The 22,099-nt window shown below is 52.3% G+C and carries 15 protein-coding genes and 6 pseudogenes; 5 read left to right on the forward strand and 16 right to left on the reverse strand.

Going from position 1 to position 22,099, the window contains the following annotated elements; genetic code table 11:
• Positions 1 to 22: 22 nt before the first annotated feature.
• Complete coding sequence (locus CO667_RS22420) at positions 23 to 1,201, reverse strand: glycosyltransferase (RefSeq protein ID WP_097620459.1); 1,179 nt, start codon at positions 1,199 to 1,201, stop codon at positions 23 to 25.
• 163 nt (positions 1,202 to 1,364) lie between these two features.
• The gene (locus CO667_RS22425) at positions 1,365 to 2,381 is read right to left on the reverse strand and encodes an NAD-dependent epimerase/dehydratase family protein (RefSeq protein WP_097620460.1); all 1,017 of its coding nucleotides are present in this window, start codon (positions 2,379 to 2,381) and stop codon (positions 1,365 to 1,367) included.
• Positions 2,382 to 2,586: 205 nt separating this feature from the next.
• Between CO667_RS22425 and CO667_RS22430 the strand changes: the two genes are divergently transcribed.
• Both CO667_RS22430 and CO667_RS35950 read left to right on the forward strand, forming a co-directional pair.
• Complete coding sequence (locus CO667_RS22430) at positions 2,587 to 4,176, forward strand: O-antigen ligase family protein (RefSeq protein ID WP_143540736.1); 1,590 nt, start codon at positions 2,587 to 2,589, stop codon at positions 4,174 to 4,176.
• A gap of 591 nt (positions 4,177 to 4,767) precedes the next feature.
• A pseudogene (locus CO667_RS35950) lies at positions 4,768 to 4,919 on the forward strand (transposase); the annotation flags it as partial.
• A gap of 571 nt (positions 4,920 to 5,490) precedes the next feature.
• Here CO667_RS35950 and CO667_RS22440 read toward each other — a convergent pair.
• The 7 genes and pseudogenes from CO667_RS22440 to CO667_RS34945 form a co-directional block, all read right to left on the reverse strand.
• Positions 5,491 to 6,669 (reverse strand): glycosyltransferase family 4 protein, encoded by a 1,179-nt coding sequence (locus CO667_RS22440; protein ID WP_097620463.1) that lies wholly within the window; start codon positions 6,667 to 6,669, stop codon positions 5,491 to 5,493.
• A 1,564-nt stretch (positions 6,670 to 8,233) separates the two neighbouring features.
• Positions 8,234 to 9,307: a calcium-binding protein gene (locus CO667_RS22450; RefSeq protein ID WP_097620466.1), complete on the reverse strand. Its 1,074-nt coding sequence runs from the start codon at positions 9,305 to 9,307 to the stop codon at positions 8,234 to 8,236.
• 443 nt (positions 9,308 to 9,750) lie between these two features.
• A complete protein-coding gene (locus CO667_RS22455; protein WP_097620467.1) occupies positions 9,751 to 11,175 on the reverse strand; it encodes a mannose-1-phosphate guanylyltransferase/mannose-6-phosphate isomerase in 1,425 nt (474 codons plus the stop codon).
• A gap of 2 nt (positions 11,176 to 11,177) precedes the next feature.
• Positions 11,178 to 12,589: pseudogene (locus CO667_RS22460) on the reverse strand (phosphomannomutase).
• Positions 12,590 to 13,059: 470 nt separating this feature from the next.
• Complete coding sequence (locus CO667_RS22465) at positions 13,060 to 14,343, reverse strand: hypothetical protein (protein WP_097620468.1); 1,284 nt, start codon at positions 14,341 to 14,343, stop codon at positions 13,060 to 13,062.
• Between the two features lie 531 nt (positions 14,344 to 14,874).
• Positions 14,875 to 15,303, reverse strand: coding sequence for a hypothetical protein (locus CO667_RS22470; protein ID WP_097620469.1), 429 nt, complete (start codon positions 15,301 to 15,303; stop codon positions 14,875 to 14,877).
• A gap of 458 nt (positions 15,304 to 15,761) precedes the next feature.
• A complete protein-coding gene (locus CO667_RS34945; RefSeq protein WP_143540737.1) occupies positions 15,762 to 15,962 on the reverse strand; it encodes a hypothetical protein in 201 nt (66 codons plus the stop codon).
• Positions 15,963 to 16,120: 158 nt separating this feature from the next.
• Between CO667_RS34945 and CO667_RS22475 the strand changes: the two genes are divergently transcribed.
• Both CO667_RS22475 and CO667_RS22480 read left to right on the forward strand, forming a co-directional pair.
• Positions 16,121 to 17,341: a hypothetical protein gene (locus CO667_RS22475; protein WP_143540738.1), complete on the forward strand. Its 1,221-nt coding sequence runs from the start codon at positions 16,121 to 16,123 to the stop codon at positions 17,339 to 17,341.
• A gap of 360 nt (positions 17,342 to 17,701) precedes the next feature.
• Positions 17,702 to 17,842, forward strand: a pseudogene (locus CO667_RS22480) (IS5/IS1182 family transposase); the annotation flags it as partial.
• 12 nt (positions 17,843 to 17,854) lie between these two features.
• On the opposite strand, the gene CO667_RS22485 reads toward CO667_RS22480, so the two are convergent.
• From CO667_RS22485 to CO667_RS22505, 5 genes and pseudogenes are all read right to left on the reverse strand, one after another.
• Positions 17,855 to 18,145, reverse strand: a complete 291-nt coding sequence (locus CO667_RS22485) for a hypothetical protein (RefSeq protein ID WP_097620473.1) — start codon at positions 18,143 to 18,145, stop codon at positions 17,855 to 17,857.
• Between the two features lie 20 nt (positions 18,146 to 18,165).
• Positions 18,166 to 18,435 carry a plasmid pRiA4b ORF-3 family protein gene (locus CO667_RS22490; protein ID WP_245433196.1) on the reverse strand — a complete coding sequence of 90 codons (270 nt, stop codon included), beginning with the start codon at positions 18,433 to 18,435 and terminating at the stop codon, positions 18,166 to 18,168.
• Positions 18,432 to 18,902 (reverse strand): annotated as a pseudogene (locus CO667_RS22495) (IS66 family transposase zinc-finger binding domain-containing protein); the annotation flags it as partial. The gene CO667_RS22490 and the pseudogene CO667_RS22495, both read right to left, overlap by 4 nt.
• 96 nt (positions 18,903 to 18,998) lie before the next feature.
• Positions 18,999 to 19,346: an IS66 family insertion sequence element accessory protein TnpB gene (gene tnpB / locus CO667_RS22500; protein WP_097620474.1), complete on the reverse strand. Its 348-nt coding sequence runs from the start codon at positions 19,344 to 19,346 to the stop codon at positions 18,999 to 19,001.
• Positions 19,343 to 19,729 carry a transposase gene (locus CO667_RS22505; RefSeq protein ID WP_097620476.1) on the reverse strand — a complete coding sequence of 129 codons (387 nt, stop codon included), beginning with the start codon at positions 19,727 to 19,729 and terminating at the stop codon, positions 19,343 to 19,345. Before CO667_RS22505 ends, tnpB begins: the two co-directional genes overlap by 4 nt.
• A 68-nt stretch (positions 19,730 to 19,797) precedes the next feature.
• Here CO667_RS22505 and CO667_RS22510 point away from each other — a divergent pair.
• Positions 19,798 to 20,145, forward strand: a pseudogene (locus CO667_RS22510) (IS5 family transposase); the annotation flags it as partial.
• Between the two features lie 21 nt (positions 20,146 to 20,166).
• Here the strand turns inward: CO667_RS22510 and CO667_RS22515 are convergent.
• Together CO667_RS22515 and CO667_RS22520 are read right to left on the reverse strand one after the other, a co-directional pair.
• Positions 20,167 to 20,639: pseudogene (locus CO667_RS22515) on the reverse strand (transposase); the annotation flags it as partial.
• Positions 20,636 to 21,715 (reverse strand): acyltransferase, encoded by a 1,080-nt coding sequence (locus tag CO667_RS22520; RefSeq protein ID WP_097620477.1) that lies wholly within the window; start codon positions 21,713 to 21,715, stop codon positions 20,636 to 20,638. The gene CO667_RS22520 and the pseudogene CO667_RS22515, both read right to left, overlap by 4 nt.
• Positions 21,716 to 22,099: the final 384 nt, after the last annotated feature.

Genomic DNA, 22,099 nt, shown 5'->3' on the forward strand with positions numbered 1-22,099 from the left:
AACACCTCTCGACACCAAAAATTTAATTCACAAGCATTTTCTTCACGTATTCGTAGAACTTCTTTCGCCGTTCCTGAACGTGATCTACTACATACTCTTGGCATCGCTCGATGTTTATCCGGCTCATCTGACTGAGCGTTTCCCTATCACCGATGATTTTGGCGAGCTTATCCGCCCACGCAGACGCCAAATTGGGTCTGACCAGAAATTCTTCTGATAACAACTCGCGACTACCCGGCAAATCCGATGACAGACACGGAAGACCTCGGGCCATTGCTTCAATCAAGACCCTGGGTAGTCCCTCCTGGCGGGACGGAAGGACAAACAAATCGCATTCGTCGAGCACATCCATAACCGCTTGACCGGCATCTAATCGCCCTAAGAATTTGACCCGATTTGCTAAACCAAGGCGCTCCGCGAGACGTTCAAATTCTAGCCTATTTTCTCCGTCGCCGACCAGCCACAACTCGACGTCCAAATCATCTAACAACGCCACGGCATTGAGAATGATATCTTGTCCCTTGAGATGCTTCTGCATCATTGCGACATTTACCACGCGAAGAGGTGCGGATGACGGAGTGAACTGCCGTGGAGACGCCACAACCTTATCTCGCCCTAAATCCAAGGTAGTATAATTTGTTTCGTAGCCCGCCCTCGATGCAGGATAGGCTCTTTGGAGAGCCTCCCTCGTTACGTATGACGCCGCAGAGGCGTGAGCACACTGCTTTCTCATCAGCCAAGTCCAAATCGGACCGTAAAAGCTACGAAGCCGCCCTCGATACGCGCCCTCAGAGAACTGGGCAGCTGCATCTGCCATCGCTTCAACACAGTATCGCTGACCTTTAAGCATCATGACAATCCAAGCGATGCTGGGAAAGATGCCAGGAACGCGCAACAATACGGGACTGTTTTTTGGAATTGACCAGAAGGACTGAATTATTTTTGGAAACCAGTAAATCAGTTCAGCGATGCCGTGTACGGACGGTAACGCCGCCACTTCAACGCCCGGCCCCTCTATTTCTTTGCCATTGACGTCGACCACATTGTGTACACGGCAATGAATAACGGTCTCTTCGAAAACTGAAGTGTAGCGCTTAGAAAAAATTTCGTAGTGATTTCGATTGGATACAGCTTTCCCGTCACGAAAGTTGAAATCCCCATCCATCACTACATGTAGTTTTTGCTTCTGCTCGAGTTTCATTTACCGGGATTCCATATGTTGAAATCTAAGAATTGCTAAGTGACTTTCACGATAGCAGACGTTGTTTTCTTGGGATCATTCGAACCGCCCACACCTATTGTCGACCATTCAAGTTAGCGGCCTTCTGGCGTGGTAGGCCAAGTTTCTTTATGCATTACTAGCGTTATGCGCTCTTATCGGTGAGGTAGTCCACGTACCAGTCAATAAATTGGCCAACGCCGTGATTGAGGCCTGACTCAGGCTTGTAGTTAACCAGTGTCTCAAGAAGCATCGGCGATGCAAAGGTTGTGTTCACATCTCCAGGCTGCATGTCGGTGAAGTTTATTTTTGCTTTGACGCCCAATTTTCTTTCAATTGTGCTGATGAAATCCATCAGATCAATTGGTGCTCCTCCCCCTATGTTGACGATCCGGAACGGAGCGACTGGTGAAAGCGAGTCAACATTATTGGGCATGGGTTGTCCAATCGGCGCGGGAATCACTTCCACAAGACGAATTACAGCTTCAACGAGATCGTCGATATATGTAAAATCGCGAGACATTTTGCCATGGCCATAAACGTCGATAGGCAAATCCTCAAGCATGTTTTTTACAAACCTGAATAGCGCCATATCGGGCCTGCCCCACGGGCCGTAGACCGTAAAAAATCGGAAGCAGGTTGTGGGGACAGCGTTCAGATGAGCGTTGCTATGAGCCATCAACTCCATCGATTTTTTCGTTGCGGCATAAATCGTAAGTGGATTGTCTGCTTTGTCGTTTTCGCTAAACGGGACTTCCGGATTGTTCCCATAGATTGAGGACGTTGACGCCATGAGCAGATGAGCCGGCCTCACTCGATTGGTGGCCTCGATTATGTTGAATGATCCCTTAACGTTTGATTCTACATAAGAGCGCGGGTTTTCTAAGCTATATCGAACGCCAGCCTGCGCAGCAAAATGCATCACCACGTCTGGCTTCGCATTTTCACATGTTTCCATCACTAGTGGCGCATCTTCGAGCATTCCGTGAACGAATTCAAACCCATCAAGTTTATTCAAGATGCTCAGGCGGTCCTTTTTCAGTCTGACGTCATAGTACGGTGTGATCCCGTCGTAACCGCAGACAACATGGCCTGTCTGAAGCAAACGCTTTGCCACATGAAATCCAATAAAGCCGGCCACACCTGTTATAAAAAATCGCATCGATTTCGCCATGTTGTTTTGGGTTAAGCTGATACAGCGTGTTAGCGTTTATTGTACTTCGGTGAATGATTTGTAACGATCCGACGTCCACGCCACCTCTTCGGAAGGACTTGTGCGTTAGTTAAAGCGATTGCGGATATGACATAATGAGGATAAAGCCATCAAGGCCTTGGTCCCGCTGTCCTTCGCCATGGAAGTAATCAGCGTGACGTCCGTTGGAAACACCATCAGTTCCCACATTGGCAAGAAATTTACGAAGAAAAGCTATATGCGCTGTCAGTCGGGCAATGGCGGTTCGAGCGAAAATATAGCAAAGGTCTATTCGTTGCGTAAAGCAAATATAATTATCATGCTCTTCTCGTTAACGTTGTTTCTCTTTCCTTTCAATGGCGGCCTAATTGTATTGCCTCCGCTGGGGGAAGCAAGAGCTGAGCCGTACTTCATTATTTCTCTAATTTTGTTTCCGCTGACCGCCTTCTATGTGCTTTCCGGGCGATTTAAACACGAGGTGTATTTTTTCGGATTTATCTTTGTCGGATTAATGTTTATAGTTTTGACCTCTGGAATCGCGTCAGTAAATGAAATCGTTGACTCTGCGTATAAGGGCGAAACAGGCCCAGCCCGATTTGCGAGTGGCTTAGCGGTTCCGCTTTTCGGCTGCTATTATGCAGTTACGTTGGCGTGCGTTGCCAAATTTAATTTAAAAGGTTTTATTCTGAAACCCCTTATACTAGGGGCATACGTGGTTGCTGCCTTCGGGGTTATTGAGGCTTTTTCATGGTTGAACGGTGGGTTTCGAGACCTTTTCGTTACCGCGACGAGTCCTCTCTTTTCCGCGATGAGGCGCGGTGAAACTGTAATGTGGCGAATTCAAAGTGTTACATATGAAGCTTCAAATTTCGGTTTCTACGTGAGCCTCCTGATTCCGCTTATTTTGCATGCAAGGCGCACGACAGCGCGCCCTAAACAGGTTATGTTAAACTTCACGCTTGCAGCTTTGCTACTAGAAAGCTTCTTTTCTGGCAGGACATCCTTCCTAGCCGGCATGTTGGGCCTACTCTCCTTTTATACTTGGCTTCATATTGTGAGGGGCGGCCCTTATGTGCGTCTCGGGGGGATCATTTTTGCTTGGCTCGTGCCGTTCATGGTCGCATTTGTGCCCATTGCATATAATCTGCTGTTTGAGGACGCCATTATCGCTGACCTGTGGAACACAGACAGCATTAGCAACGTCTCACGTTACAGCGGAATATTTGTACAAATTAAGCTAATGCTTTCTAATCCAATTCTAGGGGTCGGTTTGAACCAGTACGGCTTTTACGCCGCAAAACTTTTGCCGGATTGGGCTTATGTGTGGGAAACGCAAGCTTGGCTATATGACCCGGCGGCATCATTCTTCCCATCTTTTTCCCTTTACACCAGAATAGGTGCCGAGACTGGTATAACTGGATTACTCTTGTGGTGCACCATGCTCGGTTTCTTGCAATCTCAGGTGACGAAACGAGGAATCCGAGTTAGCATGGGCGGTGGTGAGCCTACCCTGGCGGCAGCTATTTTAGCAGGCATGATGGGTCTATTGTTCATCTTGTGGACTGTCGCGAGTTTCAAAATCTTTAATATCTGGTTTCTCATTGGAATCAGCGTGTCATACATTGTCAATTGGGGGCGCTTTGAGAATCCCGGCGGTCGGCAGGTGCCCTCTCACGAAGAACGGAAAGACGGCTCCGCACATTCAAACTCATACGCAAAATTGGGGCTTCTGCCGATAGGGAAAGCTCGCCAGCGGTTCAAGTAAAGATGAAGCGAGCGCAGCAGACGAAATCGTGCCCACGAGCAGAGACAAGGCTTGTGGCTGTTTTTCTTCCGCTCATAATCGGTGGAGTTGGTCTGCGTACTGCCGTGGAACTGGCCTCATGCCGGCAGCGCCCGATAGATAGTGGCCTGATGGCGCGCCCAACGCATGTCTACACACATCGAATATGTCGCCACGCTGATTGGCCAGAATCCTCGAACTGATTCAGGAAATCGCCAGCGACTTCGACAACATCGATTGCGGCGAGATGTTCCATGACTAGGATGGAAGCGAAGAGGGTATCACCACTTTGAGCGACCGAGGCATCGTGAGTTTGAAAGAAATTCTGCGCCGACGTGCACAAGTGGAACGGCGGTGTTCGCCAATCCCTAGTCGATTCCCAATGTGATCCTGCAATGATCGAGCACATCATGGCAGCTCAGCGGAAGTGTTGACAATTTGGCCTTCGCCGGCTTGATACCTCGAGGCCGTTGATCAGGGCGCCAATACAGGAACGCAGCGCATTGGCTGCCGAGCCGATCCGGTCAACAGGCGGGAGCGGCCCAGATCAATGCCTTGGCGGCTTATGATCCCTCAGACGGACCGGTCCATGTTGTGATCGACAGGACCGGCGTCAAAGTCTATGGTGCAGACCGTGACTGAAGGAGAAGCACGGCGCCAGCCTACGTCGCAATTGGCGCAACCTCCACCTGGCCGTGAATGCCAATGGCAGCGAGATCATCGCTCCATACGATGCCCGACCAGGACAGGAGCCATGCCTCGCAAGCCACAGCGCTGCTGGTCATATCGATGGTCCGATCGGACAGTTAATTGCGCGCCTGAGACGGAAAGAACCCACGAAGCGGCCGTAAATCACAGCACCAATACTGTGATTGCAATCGGCCGCGCACTGCCATTGGGCAATCCAAGTCCATCATCGGACAGCGACTGAGAATCCGGTCGATTCATACTAAGCAGTCGGAAGTCGCCATCGGCATGTGTCGTCCTCAACAGCATACGCGCTCGCGCACGCCCGAGCTTGGTCCGACGCCGCGCAAGCGCAACATAGTCATCAGAGATCCGCCCAGACATCGGATAGACGCCAACGCCGACTCGCGTCAATTCCCCGATAAAAAGCCCCTAAACTCTCCCATGCCTCCTAGCGTTGAAAACAACGCCAAGTCGGCTTCCAAAGGTTCCGACTCCACCTTCCAATCGAAGGCTCGAACCAGACCAAATAGAGACATCCACCGCCATTTCCTTCGTTGCCAGCATGCGGACGACAATTCTGATTCTTCAGCAAAAGCAGATGTAGTATTAGGATTCCAACATCGGAGAACTAATTTCGCGAAAGGATGGGTTGGAAAATAAGATCGCGTCCGATCCAATTTGCGTAACCACACTGTTGTAGACTTCATCAAGTTCAGAGTTCAGACGCTCGGCGGTGAAATGAGCAAGATACTTATCGCGACCCGCGGCCCCCATCTTCATCAGATCGTCCTTACGAAGGCTTGAGATGGTTTTTGCCAGACACTGAGCAGTGAGGTCTTCTAAGACAAACCCCGTTAGTCCTGTTTCAACCAACGTAGGGAGCGCCCCTCGGTCGCTAACGATCAGCGCGCGCCGCTCCCGCATAGCTTCTATTGCAACCAGCCCAAATCCCTCCCAGCGCGAAGGCATTACGACACAATCACATTTCCGCATCAAGTCAGGAACATCCCGTCGATCAATCGCCCCTAAAAATACAACGTTGCTCAAAGCTTCAACATGGTCGTGACGAGACTTTGAAATTACGGGCGCACCGGCGACGAAAAGTCTAAATCCGTCGCGCGGCAGCAACATCATAGCATCGAGAAGTATGTCCAATCCCTTTTGGGGATCATGTCGCCCAACAAAAAGAAGTTTTATTTCCGAATCAGGCGGAGAAAGCGCACCATCATCGGTACGGCTGCCATCATGTTCTCCATCGAATGTATCAGACACACCATTTACTACTAGAATTTGCTTTCTCGCCTCTATCTTGGCCGCCGAAGCAACTTTCAGCTCGTGCTTGGATATATTTATTATTATGTCTGAGTAACGGCTTAGCCACCGCTCCACGGCAGAAAAGACCTTATTTTTAAACCACCCCTCTCGACTAAAAGACCATCCGTGCGCGCAATATACAATACGGGACGGCAGAGGGGAGAAAGCTTGCCCGACACGGTAAAGGAAGCCCGCAAATGTCGAATGGAGGTGCACAATATCTGGCCGCTCTTCACGTACAATCTTCCGAACATGGAACGCAAGTTTGAGTAGATGAAGAGCCTTCCTGGATGAAAAATCAAAGCTTCTAATATTTTCGGTTGGAACGTTGCTAAAGTTGCCTATGTCAATTTTTGGAACCAAAAATACGACGTTATCGGAGCCATATTGCTGGATCTGATAAGCTGCTATTTCGTCAAAATACGAAGAAATTCCTCCGGCGGCGCTCTGCGCGAAGTGCAAGACCTTCATGTAAGTTCCTAATATAATAAACGTATTCAATACTGGCTTGGGAATGGAAGCTTCACAAGCCGCTGCCGCTCTATATACACAGCCAATTTAAACTTCAACCACAAGAAATGGATCCGATAACAAGTCTTTCCATCTTTCATTTTTAAGGTTAATGGCAGCAATGATCCGCTCACTCGTGAAGGTGGGTTAAATAGAATCCAAATGATACAAGCTGCACAAGCAAGACGACGAAATATGTAGGTATGCCTACATATTGTTCGGCGAACAAGTTCAATAATAGATATATAACTCACTCTTTGAGAGCTATTGCTGTGAGATGGTGGCGGCGATGTCGTCGCCATCGCGGTACAAGCGCCATTAAGTAACCTATTCTCGGGATAGACCGACACAGTTAATATTTAAATGGCGATACTAATATTTGGAAAAACGGATTCGCAACGTACCTATGGCCGTCGGATTCGGCAAAATAGACGTGACTGCCGAGGCGTCACCAGAGACAGCTTCGACACCATACGTAGCCGCCCCCTCGTACACCTCGTCATCACCCGTGCCGAGTTGTTACTGCCACAACAGCGATGTCATTTCCGGTATCAACCTAGAGGTTCATCGCCTCGATGACCGTCGACCTCATCGTTTCATCGCCGGTCTTGAGTATTGAAGGCGGCGTCGCCATAAGTGAATTCAGCCTTACTTGGATCCCAAAACGGCTGAATTTTATCGCAGCGATCAGTGCCATCGATCGAGTTAAGGCAATCCAGTACGCGCCCGTGGACTGTCCGCACATTGCTGATAGTGTTCTGTAATTTCTGTTTTCCTGCAGGCGGCGTTGTGAGAAAAGAGCGCTGCTTGGCTCCTTCAGTGGTCCTGGTTTAAGCGACCGGGTGCCTCAATAATGCTCAGCTCGACCATGCCTTCAAGCACACGCTACTCGCCGCCATCACGTCGCCAAGATGAAATTCAGGGTGACGAGTTGGTCGGAGTATGCGTCGGTAGGTTGGCCTGACCGCGTGGCTGACACCGGATGCCGTTTCGTTGTGGCGAGCGGCAAGGCGTAAGACAAAGAGAGGCGGCCATGCCCGTTATTCCGAGCTGTCGAGCGAAGCCGCCTTTACGCGCTTGGCCTTTTGTTCGATGTGCGGCCGCTCCAGAGGAAGGTCTCCTTAGTGGGTGTTGAAATGATGGGCTGGATCTTGCCATCCCCGATGTGTTCGTGGCTGCGGTCGGCAAGCGCCTCCGTGATTCCTGGTATCTAGTGCGCGCCGATGTCCTCGTGTGGGCAGGCGAGCGCGCGTCGCCTCGATGAGGTCGAGGGGGTCGAGGTCCGGCACCGCCGGCGCGCGACACGTTCGATCTTCACCGAATGCCAACCGCCACGCAACCGGTCGAGCCTCATGTCGTGCGGTACTTGGATACCGCCATGACGGCCGGTTCGACGCGCCAACTTCGTCTCGCCTCGGAACCCAACTTAAAAACGGCTGACCTCCAAAAGCAAAACCCGCCGAAAATATCGACGGGTTTGTCAGTAGTCGGAGCCGGCACCTCCGGGGCGCCGGCCGCTTGGTCTTCAGGCGAGAAGGATGTGATCAGCAGCGACGGTGCTGCCGACGACCGTAATTACATCGCCATTTCCATAGGTGATAATTGTATCGCCCGCATTATGATCAATCGTGTAAGAAGCTATGCCATTAAGCACAAGATAATCGGCAGTCTTGGAGACGCCATAGTCCATGATCTGGTCGCTGCCATCGCCAGCGGCAAAGTGAAAATAGTCCACGTACGCTCCAGCGCCACCATAAAGTACGTCATTTCCCTTGCCAGCATGGATTTCGTCAGTGCCGGCGTTACCGTTCAATTGGTCGTCGCCTTCGCCGCCGTATAGGCTGTCGTTACCATTGCCACCAAGGATGGAGTCATTGCCGGCGCCCCCGAAGAGGTGGTCATTTCCTTCTCCGCCACTGATGAAGTCGTTACCACCTTTGCCGTCGATAACGTCATCGCCACCGTTACCATATAGGGCATTGGCGACTTCAGAGCCTTTGATGGTATCTGCGAAGTTCGAGCCCTGAATGCCTTCAATGCTGTACAAAGTGTCGTGCCCATCGCTACCCGCCGCTGTTCCCAGCTCGAGGTCGACATCGGTTGCGCTGCCGAAAAGCGCGTAGTCGTAGCCGTCGCCTCCGTTCAAGTGGTCGTCCCCGGCGCCGCCATTGAGGATATCATTTCCTGTGTCGCCGTAGAGACCGTCATTGCCATCGCCGCCCATGAGGGTGTCGTGACCGGCGCCACCTGCGAGAAAGTCATTGCCACCACGGCCATCAAGATAATCGTTGCCGATTCCGCCCCAAAGCGAGTTGGCCAGATTGTTGCCGAAGAGGAAATCATCGCCGTCACCGGATTTCACACCCTCAATCGAAATCAGGGTGTCATTCCCGTGCGCGCCAGTAGCCGTGCCTGCCGCGAGGTCGACCGTAACAGCTCCATGTCCGCTATAGACTACGAAATCATATCCATCTCCACCGTTGATGATGTCATCACCAGCCAGGCCTTCGATGTTGTCGTTACCCCCCATGCCGAATATTTCATCATTGGCCACGGTGCCAATGAGGAACTCGCCTGTAGACCCACCGATAATCGCCATTTTTTCCACTCCAAATTACAAGGTTAATATTCCGTTACCCGCAATATATAGGTTTTTTTGTTGCGTCAATCGGACACGATTTATAACTGGGAAGTGTCCTTAATGCATATAATTTGAATTATATGGAATCCATACTATTCGGCGAGTTACGCCTCTATCGAGTTCGTTAAAGTTGCTTTCTTAAAAATTGAGATCTTAACGCGACACATCAAAATTCTTGTCGAAGGAGATCGGGTTCGACGATGTGTCGCATTTCTATTTAATTTAGATCGAACTAATGTTTCCTGTAAGGAGGACAGATCTCTATAAGAGGCGCTATTAGCAAATTGATCAAAAGGCACCGCACCTCGGCAAATATGCGAAGTGAGATGGGCACGCCGGAGCACTTGTCGCTCGCCCGAGCCGTGCTACCGATCTTTGAGAATGGTCAATTGCCTTTGCGATTACGTCCGTCCAAACGTATCCTCAAGCCGAATGATGTCGTCTTCCCCGAGGTAGGAACCGGTCTGCACTTCGATCAATTCGAGTAAGATCTTGCCAGGATTGGAGAGGCGGTGGACGTCGCCCTGCGGGATATACACGGACTGATTCTCACGCATCATCTGCACCACGTCGCCAATCTGAACCTCGGCCGTGCCGCGCACGATGATCCAATGCTCGGAACGGTGATGATGTTTCTGCAGCGAAAGCCGCTTGCCCGGCTTGACGAACAGGCGCTTGACTTGGAAGCGCTCGCCCATCAGCACCGACGAATAGCCGCCCCAGGGACGGTAGCTGGTGCGATGTTCTTCCGTCAGCTTCGCCGTCTTCGGGCTCTTCATCAAGTCCTTGACCACCTGGCCGACGTCCTGCGCATCGGAGAGCTTGCCGACATAGACGGCATCCTCGGAGACGACCACGACTGCGCCCTCGACACCATTGACGGCGACATGGGCGCCCTCCGAGAGCACGAAGGAGTTTCTCGAATTGTAGAGATTGACCGGGCCACGCGTGACATTGCCCGCATCATCGGCCGGACTTTCCTTCCACACCGCATCCCAGGCGCCGAGGTCCGACCATTGGATCGGGGATGGCACAACAGAGGCAAGCGCGGTCTTCTCGAAAATCGCATAGTCTATCGAAATGTCCGGCGCCTTTGCGAAATCGGGCTCACCGAGGCGGGTGAAGTCAAGGTCGATATGGGCAGCCTCAACACAGGCTTCGGCTGCTGACAGCACTTCCGGCGCCAGCTCGCGGCACTCACCGATGAGGACGTCAGAGCGGAACAGGAACATGCCGGAATTCCAGTAGAAACCGCCCTTGGCGATCATCCCTTTGGCTTCTTCCTCGTTCGGCTTTTCGACGAAGCGCTTAACCGCAAAGGATCCCGTCTGCTCCTTGGCGCCGGCCTCGATATAGCCGAAACCGGTAGCCGGCGATGTCGGGATGATGCCAAAGGTAGCAAGGCGGCCGGCCTTTGCGGCGGCGGCCGCACTGTCGATGGCCTTGAGATAGGTCTCATCGAGGCCGATATTGTGGTCGGATGGGAGCACATGCACGAGGCGCGGACCATCCTTGGCAGCAACCAGGGCTGCGGCAGCAATCGCGGGTGCGGTGTTTCGGGCTATCGGCTCGAGCACGATGGCGGTCAGTTCTATGCCAACTTCCTGCGCCTGCTCGGCGACGAGGAAGCGGTATTCAGAATTGGTCACCACGATCGGTTTGTCATAACGGTTCGGATCTTCCAAACGCTTCAGCGTCAGCTGGAACAGGCTCAGATCGCCGGTCAGCGCCAGGAACTGCTTGGGCCGGGCAACCCGCGACAAGGGCCAAAGCCGCGTTCCCTTACCACCTGCAAGTATAACGGGTACGATCAGTTCGTTCGACATTCTCAATCCAATCCCTCCAAAACGCGGCGAAGAACTTGCGCCAACGTATCTAACATTTCGTCAGTGGTTTCCATCGCGCCGGTCTCGACATAAATGCGCATTTCCGGTGCATTACCCGACTGGCGGAAATGCACTGTATCGCCATTGCCGAGCGCCATGCGCACGCCGTCGAGCGTGGAAATCTCTGCCGGGGTGACAATACGAGCATCTATGCCGGCGCGGAAATCGGCCGAGGATTGCACGCTATCGAGGAAGATCTTGCCCTTGTCAGGCGCCAGGTCCTTGACGCGATCGGCCTTCATGAAGCGCGAGGGCAGAGTCGCGGCAAGCTTGGACAACGGCTGGCCTATTTCCTTGGCGAGCGCCAGGCAGGCGACCGCAGGCAGCATAGCGTCACGGGTCGGAAGCCTTTTCAGCAAACCCTTAGCTAGTGAAATGTCGTCCTGCAGTAGGAAGCCGCCATTGGCTTCGAAGCCGACGACCGGGCTTATCTTAGCCGCTGTCATGCCGACCACGACGTAAGGAGAGCCGATGCGCGTGCGCTCGACGACATCGAACCAGCCGGATTGTTCGATCGCGCTGGTCGACGACAGTGGTGTGACAATGGTCTTTGCACCGATCGCCTTGGCCGTCAGCACGCCCAGCACGTCGCCATTGATCTGTCGGCCGGTATCGTCGATCACTAGTGGCCGGTCGCCATCGCCATCAGTCGATACGACGGCATCCAGCTTTTTATCATTGATCAGCGCGCGGGCGCGGGCGACGTCCTCGGCATCGAGCGCCTCCGTGTCGACGGCGACAAAGCCGTCAACACGCCGGAAGGGATGGCATTCGGCGCCGAGGCCTTCGAAAATTGTTACCGTCAGATCTCGGCCGACAGCGGAATGCAGATCTATGCCGACCTTGAGTCCGGCGAGCGCGTTGCTGCCGAATGCCTCGACGTAGCGCGCGACGTAATCTTCCGCCACGGCTGCAAGCGCTGCGCCAGGTTCGAGCGCGGTCACCGCGCGGCTTTCAGCGATAATTTCCTCGGCGCGGTTCCGTAACGGCGCTTCGTCTTCCTTGAGGTTTCGCCATCCGGCCGGTAGAATTTGATGCCGTTATAGGCTTCGGGAATGTGGCTACCAGTGATCATGATCGCGGGCGCTGAGCGCGCCATAGCATAGGCGGCTACCGCTGGCGTCGGCACGTTGCCTGCCCAGATGGGCTCCCAGCCAACCGCCTTCACCGCCGCAAGGCACTGTCCAGCGATACGCGGGCTTGAATCTCGCAGGTCCGCGGCCACATAGACAACACGTGCGGCTGCCTGCGATGCGCAACGCTCGAGAAATGCCCTAACATATCCTGTGCAAACGTCCTGGATGAAATCGATCGCGCGTCCGCGCAATCCCGAAGTGCCGAAAGCTGCAGTCATTTTTAGGAACCCAAATTCAGAAAATTTCATTTGCAATTCCATTCCGGGATTGCATCAAGACTAAATTAATCGATGGACGAAACTAGCGACGTTCAGTCATCTGCGCGACCTCATTTGAATATAGATAGTCACAAGCCACCGCCAACAGCGAAACGGTGCGCCCGAAAATGAATTCGTTGCTCTACATCCTGTCGATCGATCGTTTTACAGTTGACCCCAAGCCTCGGCTGCTGCATCGCACAAAAGAATGCCCAACGAAAGCAATTTCTGTAAGAAAGCTCATAGGATTCTAATATTCGTGCCCTCCCTTCTCCCAAGCAAATGCACGCAATCACAATTGACTGCTTTCGCTTGAATGCTTTTTGGTAGGCTCTAAAGGGGATCTTTCAAATATTAAAGGGAGCTAAGCCGCCGTCAAAGGGGCTTTTTCAATACCTGTTTCGGGTGGTCATAAAGCTTTCTCCAAACTATCAAATCCCCCTCTGTGAATATTGAATTCTCCAAAAAGCAAATGTGAAAACGCCGATCTGGCAGAGTCCACCGACAGCCAGTGCGATTGGTATGCAAAAGACACCCGAGGAAGAAGCAAGGAAATAGGCAGCAGAAAGCGTCACAACAGAAACAACACAATACGACAAAAGCATCGTTTTCCTAAGGTGCATTGCAAAAGCACCGACCCCGGCGGTTGCGCCTGCGTACTGAAACCCAGCCGCGGCGGCCATGGCGATAAGAAAGGAGTAATACTCAACATATCTCTCTCCATAAATCATGAGCAGCACCTGGCTGCCGATTGCGTAGGACGCGCCGGTCGCAACCACCCCTACACACAACATAAATCCAATCCCGCCAAGTTGGGTGCGCCAAAACTGTGCCCACGCTCGTTGGCGGGCTTGATACGCGAGACGAGGGAGGATTGCTTGTCCAAAGGCTGTCTGGACCAGGCTACCTAGCGTCACGAATTGATTAATCGCGCTAAAGTAACCGAGTGTCGAAGCATCAAACTTATGCTCCACCACCAAACGAAGACCTGCAGGCGCTACCGACATAAGGAGATTTGCCAATGCTAGTGGGAAGCTCAGGCGAATGAGAGAGACCAACTGCGATACACCCAGTCCAGGCCATCGCTGACGCATAACAGATAGCGCTACTGCAATATCCGCTCTTTCGAAAAAGAAAGACGCCGACGCCATGGCGAGAAATGAAATGATCGAACCGAGTACTATGTTGGAGGTCACGGCATAGGTCGCGACCAAGAGAATGTTGGCCGGCACCACACGCACGATCGTCAAACGGAGCATCTTCATCGATTTCGCCTGTACCTGCAAAATCGCGCTCCATATGTCGAAGATACCCTCTGCATACTTCATTATGATTGCCGCAAGCAGATATGGTACGAGTTCGAAGCGGCCTAACCCAAACACCACGACAACAAATGCGAAGGAAAAGAGTGCGAGAGGCACGACTAATCGTAGCAGAACATGTCTGTCTATGGCCGTGAAATCAGCGGCAGCCAGGATTTGCTGTCGGGAAGAAAGCCACGCTAGATAGGAGACCGGTATCACTATGGCTTGAGCAAAAGAAAAATACCCTAGTTCGGTCGGCCCCTCAATTCGCGCAATCGCGACAATAACCAACCACTGGGTCAGAGCGGCCAGTACGGCCGCAGCGGTTATTGCTACGGTATCTCGACCCGTCGTCGCAATAGAATTAATCGATTTATGTATCGATATAACATAATTTGGAACAAATCGCATAAATCTGACTATTCACATTTTGGTTGAAGAGGGAACTTATGTGTAGACCGCGATCAATATAACGATTCCGGAGCAAGGAAAGCGTTTCTTCTACATAAGCATAATTATCATTGCGCCGTTTCTAGAAAAATAGAGAAGATACGAAATGATGGCCACATAAAAATCCGAATCTAGACGCCTTTACGGCGGCGCTCCGCGCACACCCAAACACTATCTCACCGCGTCTCATCCTGAGTAAAAAGGAGCAAAAGCACGACGAAAGCGTCCCGGAGGGCTATCCTGAGATAAAGACAAATTTCATTTTTACCAACTCCAGCAACGATCGAAGCAGCAATAAACAATGGCGCAGGAGATTACGAGAGAAATTCTCCAGCAAACGGCTGGGGAGTGCGGCAAAAGAGAAACCATAAGCGGAGACAAGGCATCCTTTGATCAATCGAAACCACGCGATTTTGCTTTTGTAACGATTTTCCATAATTTCAGAGATAGAAGTCACCGATGATCTGCCGCCGAACTTTCATCCGGTGGCGTTTAGAGCTTCGGCAGCTTTTGGTACGTCAAATGGCGCGGTGTGAGCAGCCGGCGGAAACGAGAAGCTTTCGCTCGCGCACGACTGCCGCCCATCAAATACGAGGACAAGATTTTCGGTGGCAATCTTGTCATCACCGTCGCGCCAACCGATCGACGCATGTGCGGACCAGGTATCGATATCATGAGCAATGCCGGGTAGATCTCGCTTTCGCAGTCGCCGACGCGCAAACCTCGGCCCCCACAAACAAAAGCAACGGTATGCCGGATATTTTCAGCCGTGGAACTCTCCTTTTGCTCAATGGATACCGGCGTCAGACTAATCTTCTTGCTCAACGCCGTCGTGTGTTTGAGCCGGGTCCAGACTTGATGGCGCGAAAGCCCCAACTGCAGGCCATCAAGCGTGACCGCTAGGCTCGAATCCCTCAGCATTCCATAATCGTGTGCATCCTGAAGCGCCTGACTTTTGCCCTTGCAGCTGTTCACGTGAGCATGGTTGGCATCTGCTTTCTCGTTGATATGTAAACTCCGCCGTATCCTGCCGTCGGGTTCCGGCTCGACGCGACACATCGGCCAGGAATGAACTGGAAATGAGCAGAAAAGACTCTACCTCACCGACGCGGTCATTCGAGAAGCTCGTATTGGCCCAGCCCGACAGGCTAGGTGCCCGCACCGATCGAACCGCCCATTTCCACTAATTGCCTCAATCGACGGTCGAGCGGCTTATCTGCAAGATTGCCGTCGGCAAGTTTCCCATCAGGCCATGGTGTACTGTTCCGTCGACACTGTCGCTGCTCGATTCATTGCCAGAGGTGCGCCCGCCCGCCGACGATGACCTTGGCGAATCTTCTGACATATTCGCATTCACGAAGCCGCCTCTATGCGCATCTTCATGTTTGTCGCACCTTCAGCTCCGCCAGGCCGACAAAAGCTGTCACATGGTAAGTTGCAAGCTCGGTATCGGCTTTCCCCAAACGGGCAGCGCCACCGCCGCGGATTGGCCCGCAGGCTTGCAGGCGCTTAGCGCGCAGGAGCCATTCTGGAGTTTGCAGGAAGCGGAGCAACGGTATAGTTAGTTCGTGGATCGTCATTAGCCTAGATCCCGCTAAAGACTTTTACGCAAAATACGCAATGTCTTGCACGAAATAATCCATGAATATGCGTAAATGAAGAGCTTTATAGACCTAATAAATTCCCCATAAGAGCATCTATAGAAGAGGTAAGCGAGGTAGAAATGCTAGGAGTTGCCATGTGTTTCATGATCACTGCAGCGGATTTTCAGTATTCATTAGGTGTCAATATTCATATCGGATTCAAAGATACGTCCTATAAAAACATCGATAGAGTGATCGATAACCTCGATTATTTGGGTATAACCAACGTCCGCGACCATGTTCCTGCGTATGACTGGATGTTGAAGGACTACAATAAGTTGGCTGACGCTGGCATTAAAATGGATTTGGTCTTAACCCCTGTAAATGGGTCGTACGACCTTCCATCAAATATCAGCTATTTAAAAAAAATATATATGCATAATTCCCAAGCCGTTAGGTTTGTTGAAGGAGCTAATGAAGTGCTCCTTAACAACTATCGCTACAAGGGTGGCAATCACGTCAGTGATATGGTCGGATTGCAGCGTGACCTATACAATATGGTTCACCAAATTCCTCTTCTAGGGGCGCTTGACGTACTCGGCCTAACGGGTGGGGGAACTGACAAAAATCTTTACGCCTCAATAGGCGATCTTTCACCATACGCCGATTATGCAAACGTACACTATTATTCCCCTTTTGGTGTCGTCCCCGGCACGTTCTGGGCTCAGTTTACAGCTCTCGACAAAAGCTTATATGCCTCAAAAAACCATGCCGTAATGAGCGAGACCGGCTACAATACCTTCAATGATCAAAGTGGGGTTTCGGAAAAAATACAAGCGGTCTACGGATTGGAAACAATACTGCGAGCAAAAAGTGAAGGATACGACTTAACGTATCTTTACGAACTACAAGACCAAAAACTGGACGGCGAAAAAGCTACCCGGCAGAATCACTACGGTCTCTTCAATTTCGATGGCACGCCCAAGCTTGCTGCAATCGCCATTCACAACTTTATGGAGATATTGAAAACAGGCCCGTCGCAGGTTTCTCCGGCCGTCGACCCAGCCCTAGATCGACTCAAAATCGAAGGATTGGGAACGATTGCGCAGACGCTGATAATAAATGAGGAAAATGGAGCGTATGATTTAGTTATCTGGCGGAATGACGAGATGTGGGACTATAAAACACATTCCGAGATAGATCGACCGAAGAGAGATATCGTCGTAACCTTCGGAACGCGATCAAATGTACGTGTTTACGACCCACTACATGACGACACTTTTCTTGTTAAGTATGACGACACCTCGAAAGTAAGCGTTACGCTTGGAAACGCCCCTATAATCATGGAATTTATACCTGCCAAAAACGCACTCTAGCTTTCCGGAACAGCCTCACAAAACTCATCCTCCAGAGTGTATAATGAAGCCAAAGCGTGTCGCACTTAGTCTGCCTCATATCCCGCGGCTTTGAAGAAATTCCGGCATTGAGCTCAATGGCAGCAGGATGCGAAGTGCTCCTTGCCGTCGTTTTGCACCGCGTCAAACGCTTTTCAGCGGGAATATCGATCAGCGCTGGCACAAACATTGGTGGTGAGGCTTGCCCCGGCTGCTTTCGCGACTGTCGGCGACAAGCCGTTCGAGCAACAGCACTCACCGACGCCCCGCCGTTATGTAAGCGTCCGGTGAAGGCCGCCTTTCTAACCGCCGAACTCTGCATGTTCTGATCTCTCCATGATCGCTCATCAGCATGCCGCCGGCGCCCGCAAGGAAAAGGGGGGCGGATATGCCCAGGGCCTGGGCCTGGGTCGGTCTCGCGGCGGTTTGAGCACGAAGATCCATGCAGCAACAGAAGCACTCGGCCTTCCCATTCGATTGATCGTAACCATCCGGTCAGGACCGCAGTAGCCGAGGCTTTTTGCGATTTCTTTCTGCCACTGGTTTCGATGGCGGGTCGCCAATTCCGCGAAGATTGCGGATAATCTGTTGAAGGTTTTCAATCCCCACTTGGGTGAACAAGATGATGTGCTCGCTCAGCTCCGAGGCCGGATAGTCATCATATGCACACAAGCAGCCATCTTCAGAGAACATCTCAATCGAACATTCTCGCAAGAAGTCTTCGTCCTCACCAAGCATCGCTGCGACATATTTCAGTGTGTAGAGGGCAGAGTTGCGGTAGCCCATGATGCCTCGTTCTGTGTTTTTCAGATTTGGTCAGTGCTGCTGGTTTTGGCTCTTCGCAATCCAGCTTTTCCGAGTGTCCGACGGCGGGCAATTTTAGCGACACGGTCTTGAATGATATCAACGCTTAAATCTTCTGGGTCAAAGCGGCCACCATACCAACGCAAGAACTCTCGATGCTGCGCATGTCGTGGCTTCGCCATAACGTTCAGGAATTCCTCGAACCCCGAGGTGCTGCCAACATCTTCCGGCGGCGCTCTGCGCTCACCATCGATGAAGCGCGGATATTGCATTCCCGGCACGAGAACTTCTCGCGCACTGTTTGGATGACCTTCCACTGGCGCGGGATCACTTCCAATGTCTCGGTAACGTCCTCGCCCAGTTTCACCAACTTGGCCGAGCCGCAGCACGGGCAGTTTGTCGGCGGGCTAATGACGACACGTTCGCGCGGCAAGTGCTCCGGAAACGGCTTCTTGGATGGACGCTTGCGTTCGAAGGCTTGGACGTCCGATGAGCGTGCCGCTATCTCGGCTGCCAGTTCGTCATGGCTGGCATCGGCTTCCAGCTCCTCGAGCTGCAATTCCATCTGTTCGAGAAGGCGTGCCTTGCGCTCCGAGCGGCTGCCGTGGATGTCGCGCCTGAGCTTCTCGATCTCCAGCCTCAGCCGGGCAATCAGCACATCCGAATGTGAGTTCACCGCCTGGGCACGGGCAGCAACGGCCTCGGCTTCACGGCGTGCCGCGCGCTCGGCGAGGATCATCGCATGCGCGCTGGCAAGGTCGTCGGGAAGCTGATCGGCCGTATCGTTCATGGCGAGAGGGAATCATATTCGCTCCCACCTTTCCAGCCATTTCCACTATCCAGCGGAGCTCGGACGCCAGGTTTTTTGCGGCATCCGCCAGTCGATCCCTTCGAGCAGATAGCCGAGCTGCGCAGGCGTGATCACCACCGTCCCGTCGGCCGCTGATGGCCAGATAAAGCGGCCGCGCTCAAGCTTCTTCGTGAACAGGCAGGCACCCTGGCCGTCGTGCCAAATCACCTTGATCAGGCCGCCCTTCCTGCCGCGGAAGCAGAACAAATGGCCGCTATGCGGATCACGTTTCAGCGTCTCCTGCACCATCAGCGACAGGCCAGGAAATCCCCGCCGCATGTCCGTATAACCCGTCGCCAGCCACACCTTCACACCGTTCGGAACCGGGATCATCGCCGCTCCACAACATCCAAGATCCGCCCGAGCGCCTCAGTATCAACATCGCTGTCCACTCGGATGCGCCGGCCGCGGCCAAGCTCGATCGTCACGATACTTGTCTTCTTGCGCGCCCGTGGTGCCGGTTCCACGGGATCGGGTGGTGGCAATGCCGTCACGACCTCAATCGGGACAAATGGCGGCAGGGACGGCGCTGACATTTGGCAGAGCTCTTTGCGCCACCGGAATAGCTGACTGACATGAATCCCGGCCGAGCGCGCCACATCCGAGACAACGGTTCCAGGCTCCAACGCCGCCGCTACGAGCCGTTCTTTCTCTTCGCGAGACCAATGCCGGCGACGCTCGACCGACGTGATCACCTCAATATGCTGCTTCGTCATAGGACTACTCCCAGTGCTACCACCAGGACTTCCAATGTTCGGCTTCACATCACAAGACGGCCGTCACCGTGGGGATACGATTGATCGGCTCTCCAGGGCAACGCAATGACATTGCCTTCGCCCATGACCTCGTCGATGGTTTCGAGGCCAGGGCTGCTATTGCCGACAAAGGCTATGATGCCGATCATCTGTGCGACAGGATTGCGCAAAGCGGAACGCATCTCGTCATCCCGCCAAAGCGCAACCGAAAAGTCCAGCGCGGCTACGACGCTGACCTCTATAAGGAGCGCAATCGCATCGAGCGCTTCTTCAGCAAGCTCAAACAGTTCAGGCGCGTCGCAACCCGCTACGACAAACTGCTTGTCAACTTCATGGGTTTCGTCAAACTCGCCGCAATCGCGATATGGCTCAAATAGTTAAATCGTCACCACGACCTAGCGCTCGATGTCGAACGGAGCGTCGATCCGCTTGACGGCTTCCAGTACAATCGGCGAGATCGGCGCGACGTTCTTTCCACGTTTGGTATTCAAAGCGATGTCGGCGAGCACGAAGAACTTGGGGCGCAAGTGTGCCCAGCAAAGTGCCTGCGTCAGCGGACCGCGATCTCGATCAACCCTGAACAGAGGAATTGCAGCCGCCATAGGCATCCACCTGCAGCATGCCGGTGAAAGTCTTCAGGTGGCGTTCTGGATGCTCCTGCCGCCGGTCTAGCGAAGCGTAGTAGAGGCCGGCCGGCGGAGACTGCTCACCGAACGGCCATCATCCCGGACATAGGTCGATATGCGTTCCGTATCGGTCTTTTGTCGTCGGCATGCAGCCGGTCGGCCGCCAGAACATGCGCCTCGATCAACGAATGAGTGGGCTTTAACGCTGCGGCGCATGCGCCGACCTGGTCAGCCGGTGTTTTTAATGGGGGTTCGTGCCGACAGCATCAAGCTTCCAACTCCTCTTGCTCACATTGCGAAGGACGGCGATGATCGGGCGCTCTATGTAGACATGTATTAAAGCTCCACCTGCGAGAGCGGCCGCCAGAATTAACGTATAGATGGCGGGCAGCGGAAACTGCCTTAGGTAATGGGAGGAAATTCCTGCAAGAGCGGACAGAAAAATGCCATGAGTGAGATAGATCGAGTAAGATGCGTCTCCAAGGAATGCGAGGAACCGAAATTTGAGCGAGGGAACTCCAATGGGGCAAACGCCCACGGCTATCACGATGATTAAAGCGCTAAGTGAACACGAATAAACCACAGTGGATATTAAATAATGAGAATATGATATAATCGAATAAAGGAAATTCGCCCCACAAAAAGCCAATGCTATAATAGCTACCGATAGGTTACTATTGCGGAATACCCAAGGACGTAGCTTATAAATGATGCCAATGGCGGCGCCAAGGCCAAAAAGAATATTAATTGGGGTAAATAGAAAATCGGCGGGCGCGCTTAACGATAATACACTTAAAATCATGGGACTGGCAACCCATAACACTACAAAGTAACGCCCCACCAATGGGAAGGCAATCCAGAAAGCGAAAATTGTGTAAAATAGCATTTCATATCGGAGTGTCCATGCTTGCGTGGGGTTGATAGTCCCATATGGGAAAAAGAACGCAGCTCTTATATATGCCCACCAATCGGCTTCGCCGTCGCGCGCAAAAAAACGTAGGGCAGCGTAGGCGGCGACGCAAAACCATAGAAATGGAACAATCCTTTCTATCCGTCGCAGGAAGAACAATTTGACCGATACTTTCGGAGCGAGCGACTTGGCATCAAGCGATATGAACACCATTATAAATCCGCTCAGCACGAAAAACACATTCACGCCAATCGCCCCAAGAAAGAGATTATCGACATTGATTATCCTGCGTCCGATGTATTTTTCGAGACCTATCACAATATTAATATGGTCAATAACCACAAATATTACCGCTATCGCCCTAACATACTGCAAGCCAACCAATGTATTTCTATTTTCGAGCCCTGCCATATCGATTCTTTTCTTTAGGAGAAGTTATTGTAAAGGCATTCATCAGTGGGAAGTCGGATGGCTCCGTCGTCTGCTGGCGAGATCCCAGTTGCTTCAGTCGATCCGTCTGCTTTGAAATGGATCAAATTTTCGAAAGTCGCCGTACGGCGCGTCGTCACCTTTGTCATTACGGGATCAACCACAACGCCTCGTTCACAGAAATGGATTCCAGCTCGAAATTCCTCGTCAGGGAACCAACAAAGTGATTTCTTCGCTACCACGAAATTCGATGGAGCGCATATATATTGCCTGAATAGAATTCGACCTACACAGATGTGTAGTCCGGCGCGCCCGCCTCATTGGAGACCGCGTGCAGGTTCTTTTTTGGCCAAAACATAATCATTC

It is taken from the genome of Rhizobium sp. L43 (assembly GCF_002531725.1).
GTDB lineage: Bacteria > Pseudomonadota > Alphaproteobacteria > Rhizobiales > Rhizobiaceae > Rhizobium.

Excerpts from the sequence above, each read along its gene's own strand:
- CO667_RS22465 (WP_097620468.1), bottom strand. The coding sequence starts at position 14,343 with ATGCGATTTGTTCCAAATTATGTTATATCGATACATAAATCGATTAAT.
- CO667_RS22475 (WP_143540738.1), top strand. The coding sequence starts at position 16,121 with ATGTGTTTCATGATCACTGCAGCGGATTTTCAGTATTCATTAGGTGTC.
- CO667_RS22440 (WP_097620463.1), bottom strand. The coding sequence starts at position 6,669 with ATGAAGGTCTTGCACTTCGCGCAGAGCGCCGCCGGAGGAATTTCTTCG.
- CO667_RS22450 (WP_097620466.1), bottom strand. The coding sequence starts at position 9,307 with ATGGCGATTATCGGTGGGTCTACAGGCGAGTTCCTCATTGGCACCGTG.
- CO667_RS22490 (WP_245433196.1), bottom strand. The coding sequence starts at position 18,435 with ATGCAATATCCGCGCTTCATCGATGGTGAGCGCAGAGCGCCGCCGGAA.
- CO667_RS22420 (WP_097620459.1), bottom strand. The coding sequence starts at position 1,201 with ATGAAACTCGAGCAGAAGCAAAAACTACATGTAGTGATGGATGGGGAT.
- CO667_RS22470 (WP_097620469.1), bottom strand. The coding sequence starts at position 15,303 with ATGCTGAGGGATTCGAGCCTAGCGGTCACGCTTGATGGCCTGCAGTTG.
- CO667_RS22520 (WP_097620477.1), bottom strand. The coding sequence starts at position 21,715 with ATGGCAGGGCTCGAAAATAGAAATACATTGGTTGGCTTGCAGTATGTT.
- CO667_RS22455 (WP_097620467.1), bottom strand. The coding sequence starts at position 11,175 with ATGTCGAACGAACTGATCGTACCCGTTATACTTGCAGGTGGTAAGGGA.
- CO667_RS22505 (WP_097620476.1), bottom strand. The coding sequence starts at position 19,729 with ATGACGAAGCAGCATATTGAGGTGATCACGTCGGTCGAGCGTCGCCGG.
- CO667_RS34945 (WP_143540737.1), bottom strand. The coding sequence starts at position 15,962 with ATGACGATCCACGAACTAACTATACCGTTGCTCCGCTTCCTGCAAACT.
- CO667_RS22425 (WP_097620460.1), bottom strand. The coding sequence starts at position 2,381 with ATGCGATTTTTTATAACAGGTGTGGCCGGCTTTATTGGATTTCATGTG.
- tnpB (WP_097620474.1), bottom strand. The coding sequence starts at position 19,346 with ATGATCCCGGTTCCGAACGGTGTGAAGGTGTGGCTGGCGACGGGTTAT.
- CO667_RS22485 (WP_097620473.1), bottom strand. The coding sequence starts at position 18,145 with ATGGGCTACCGCAACTCTGCCCTCTACACACTGAAATATGTCGCAGCG.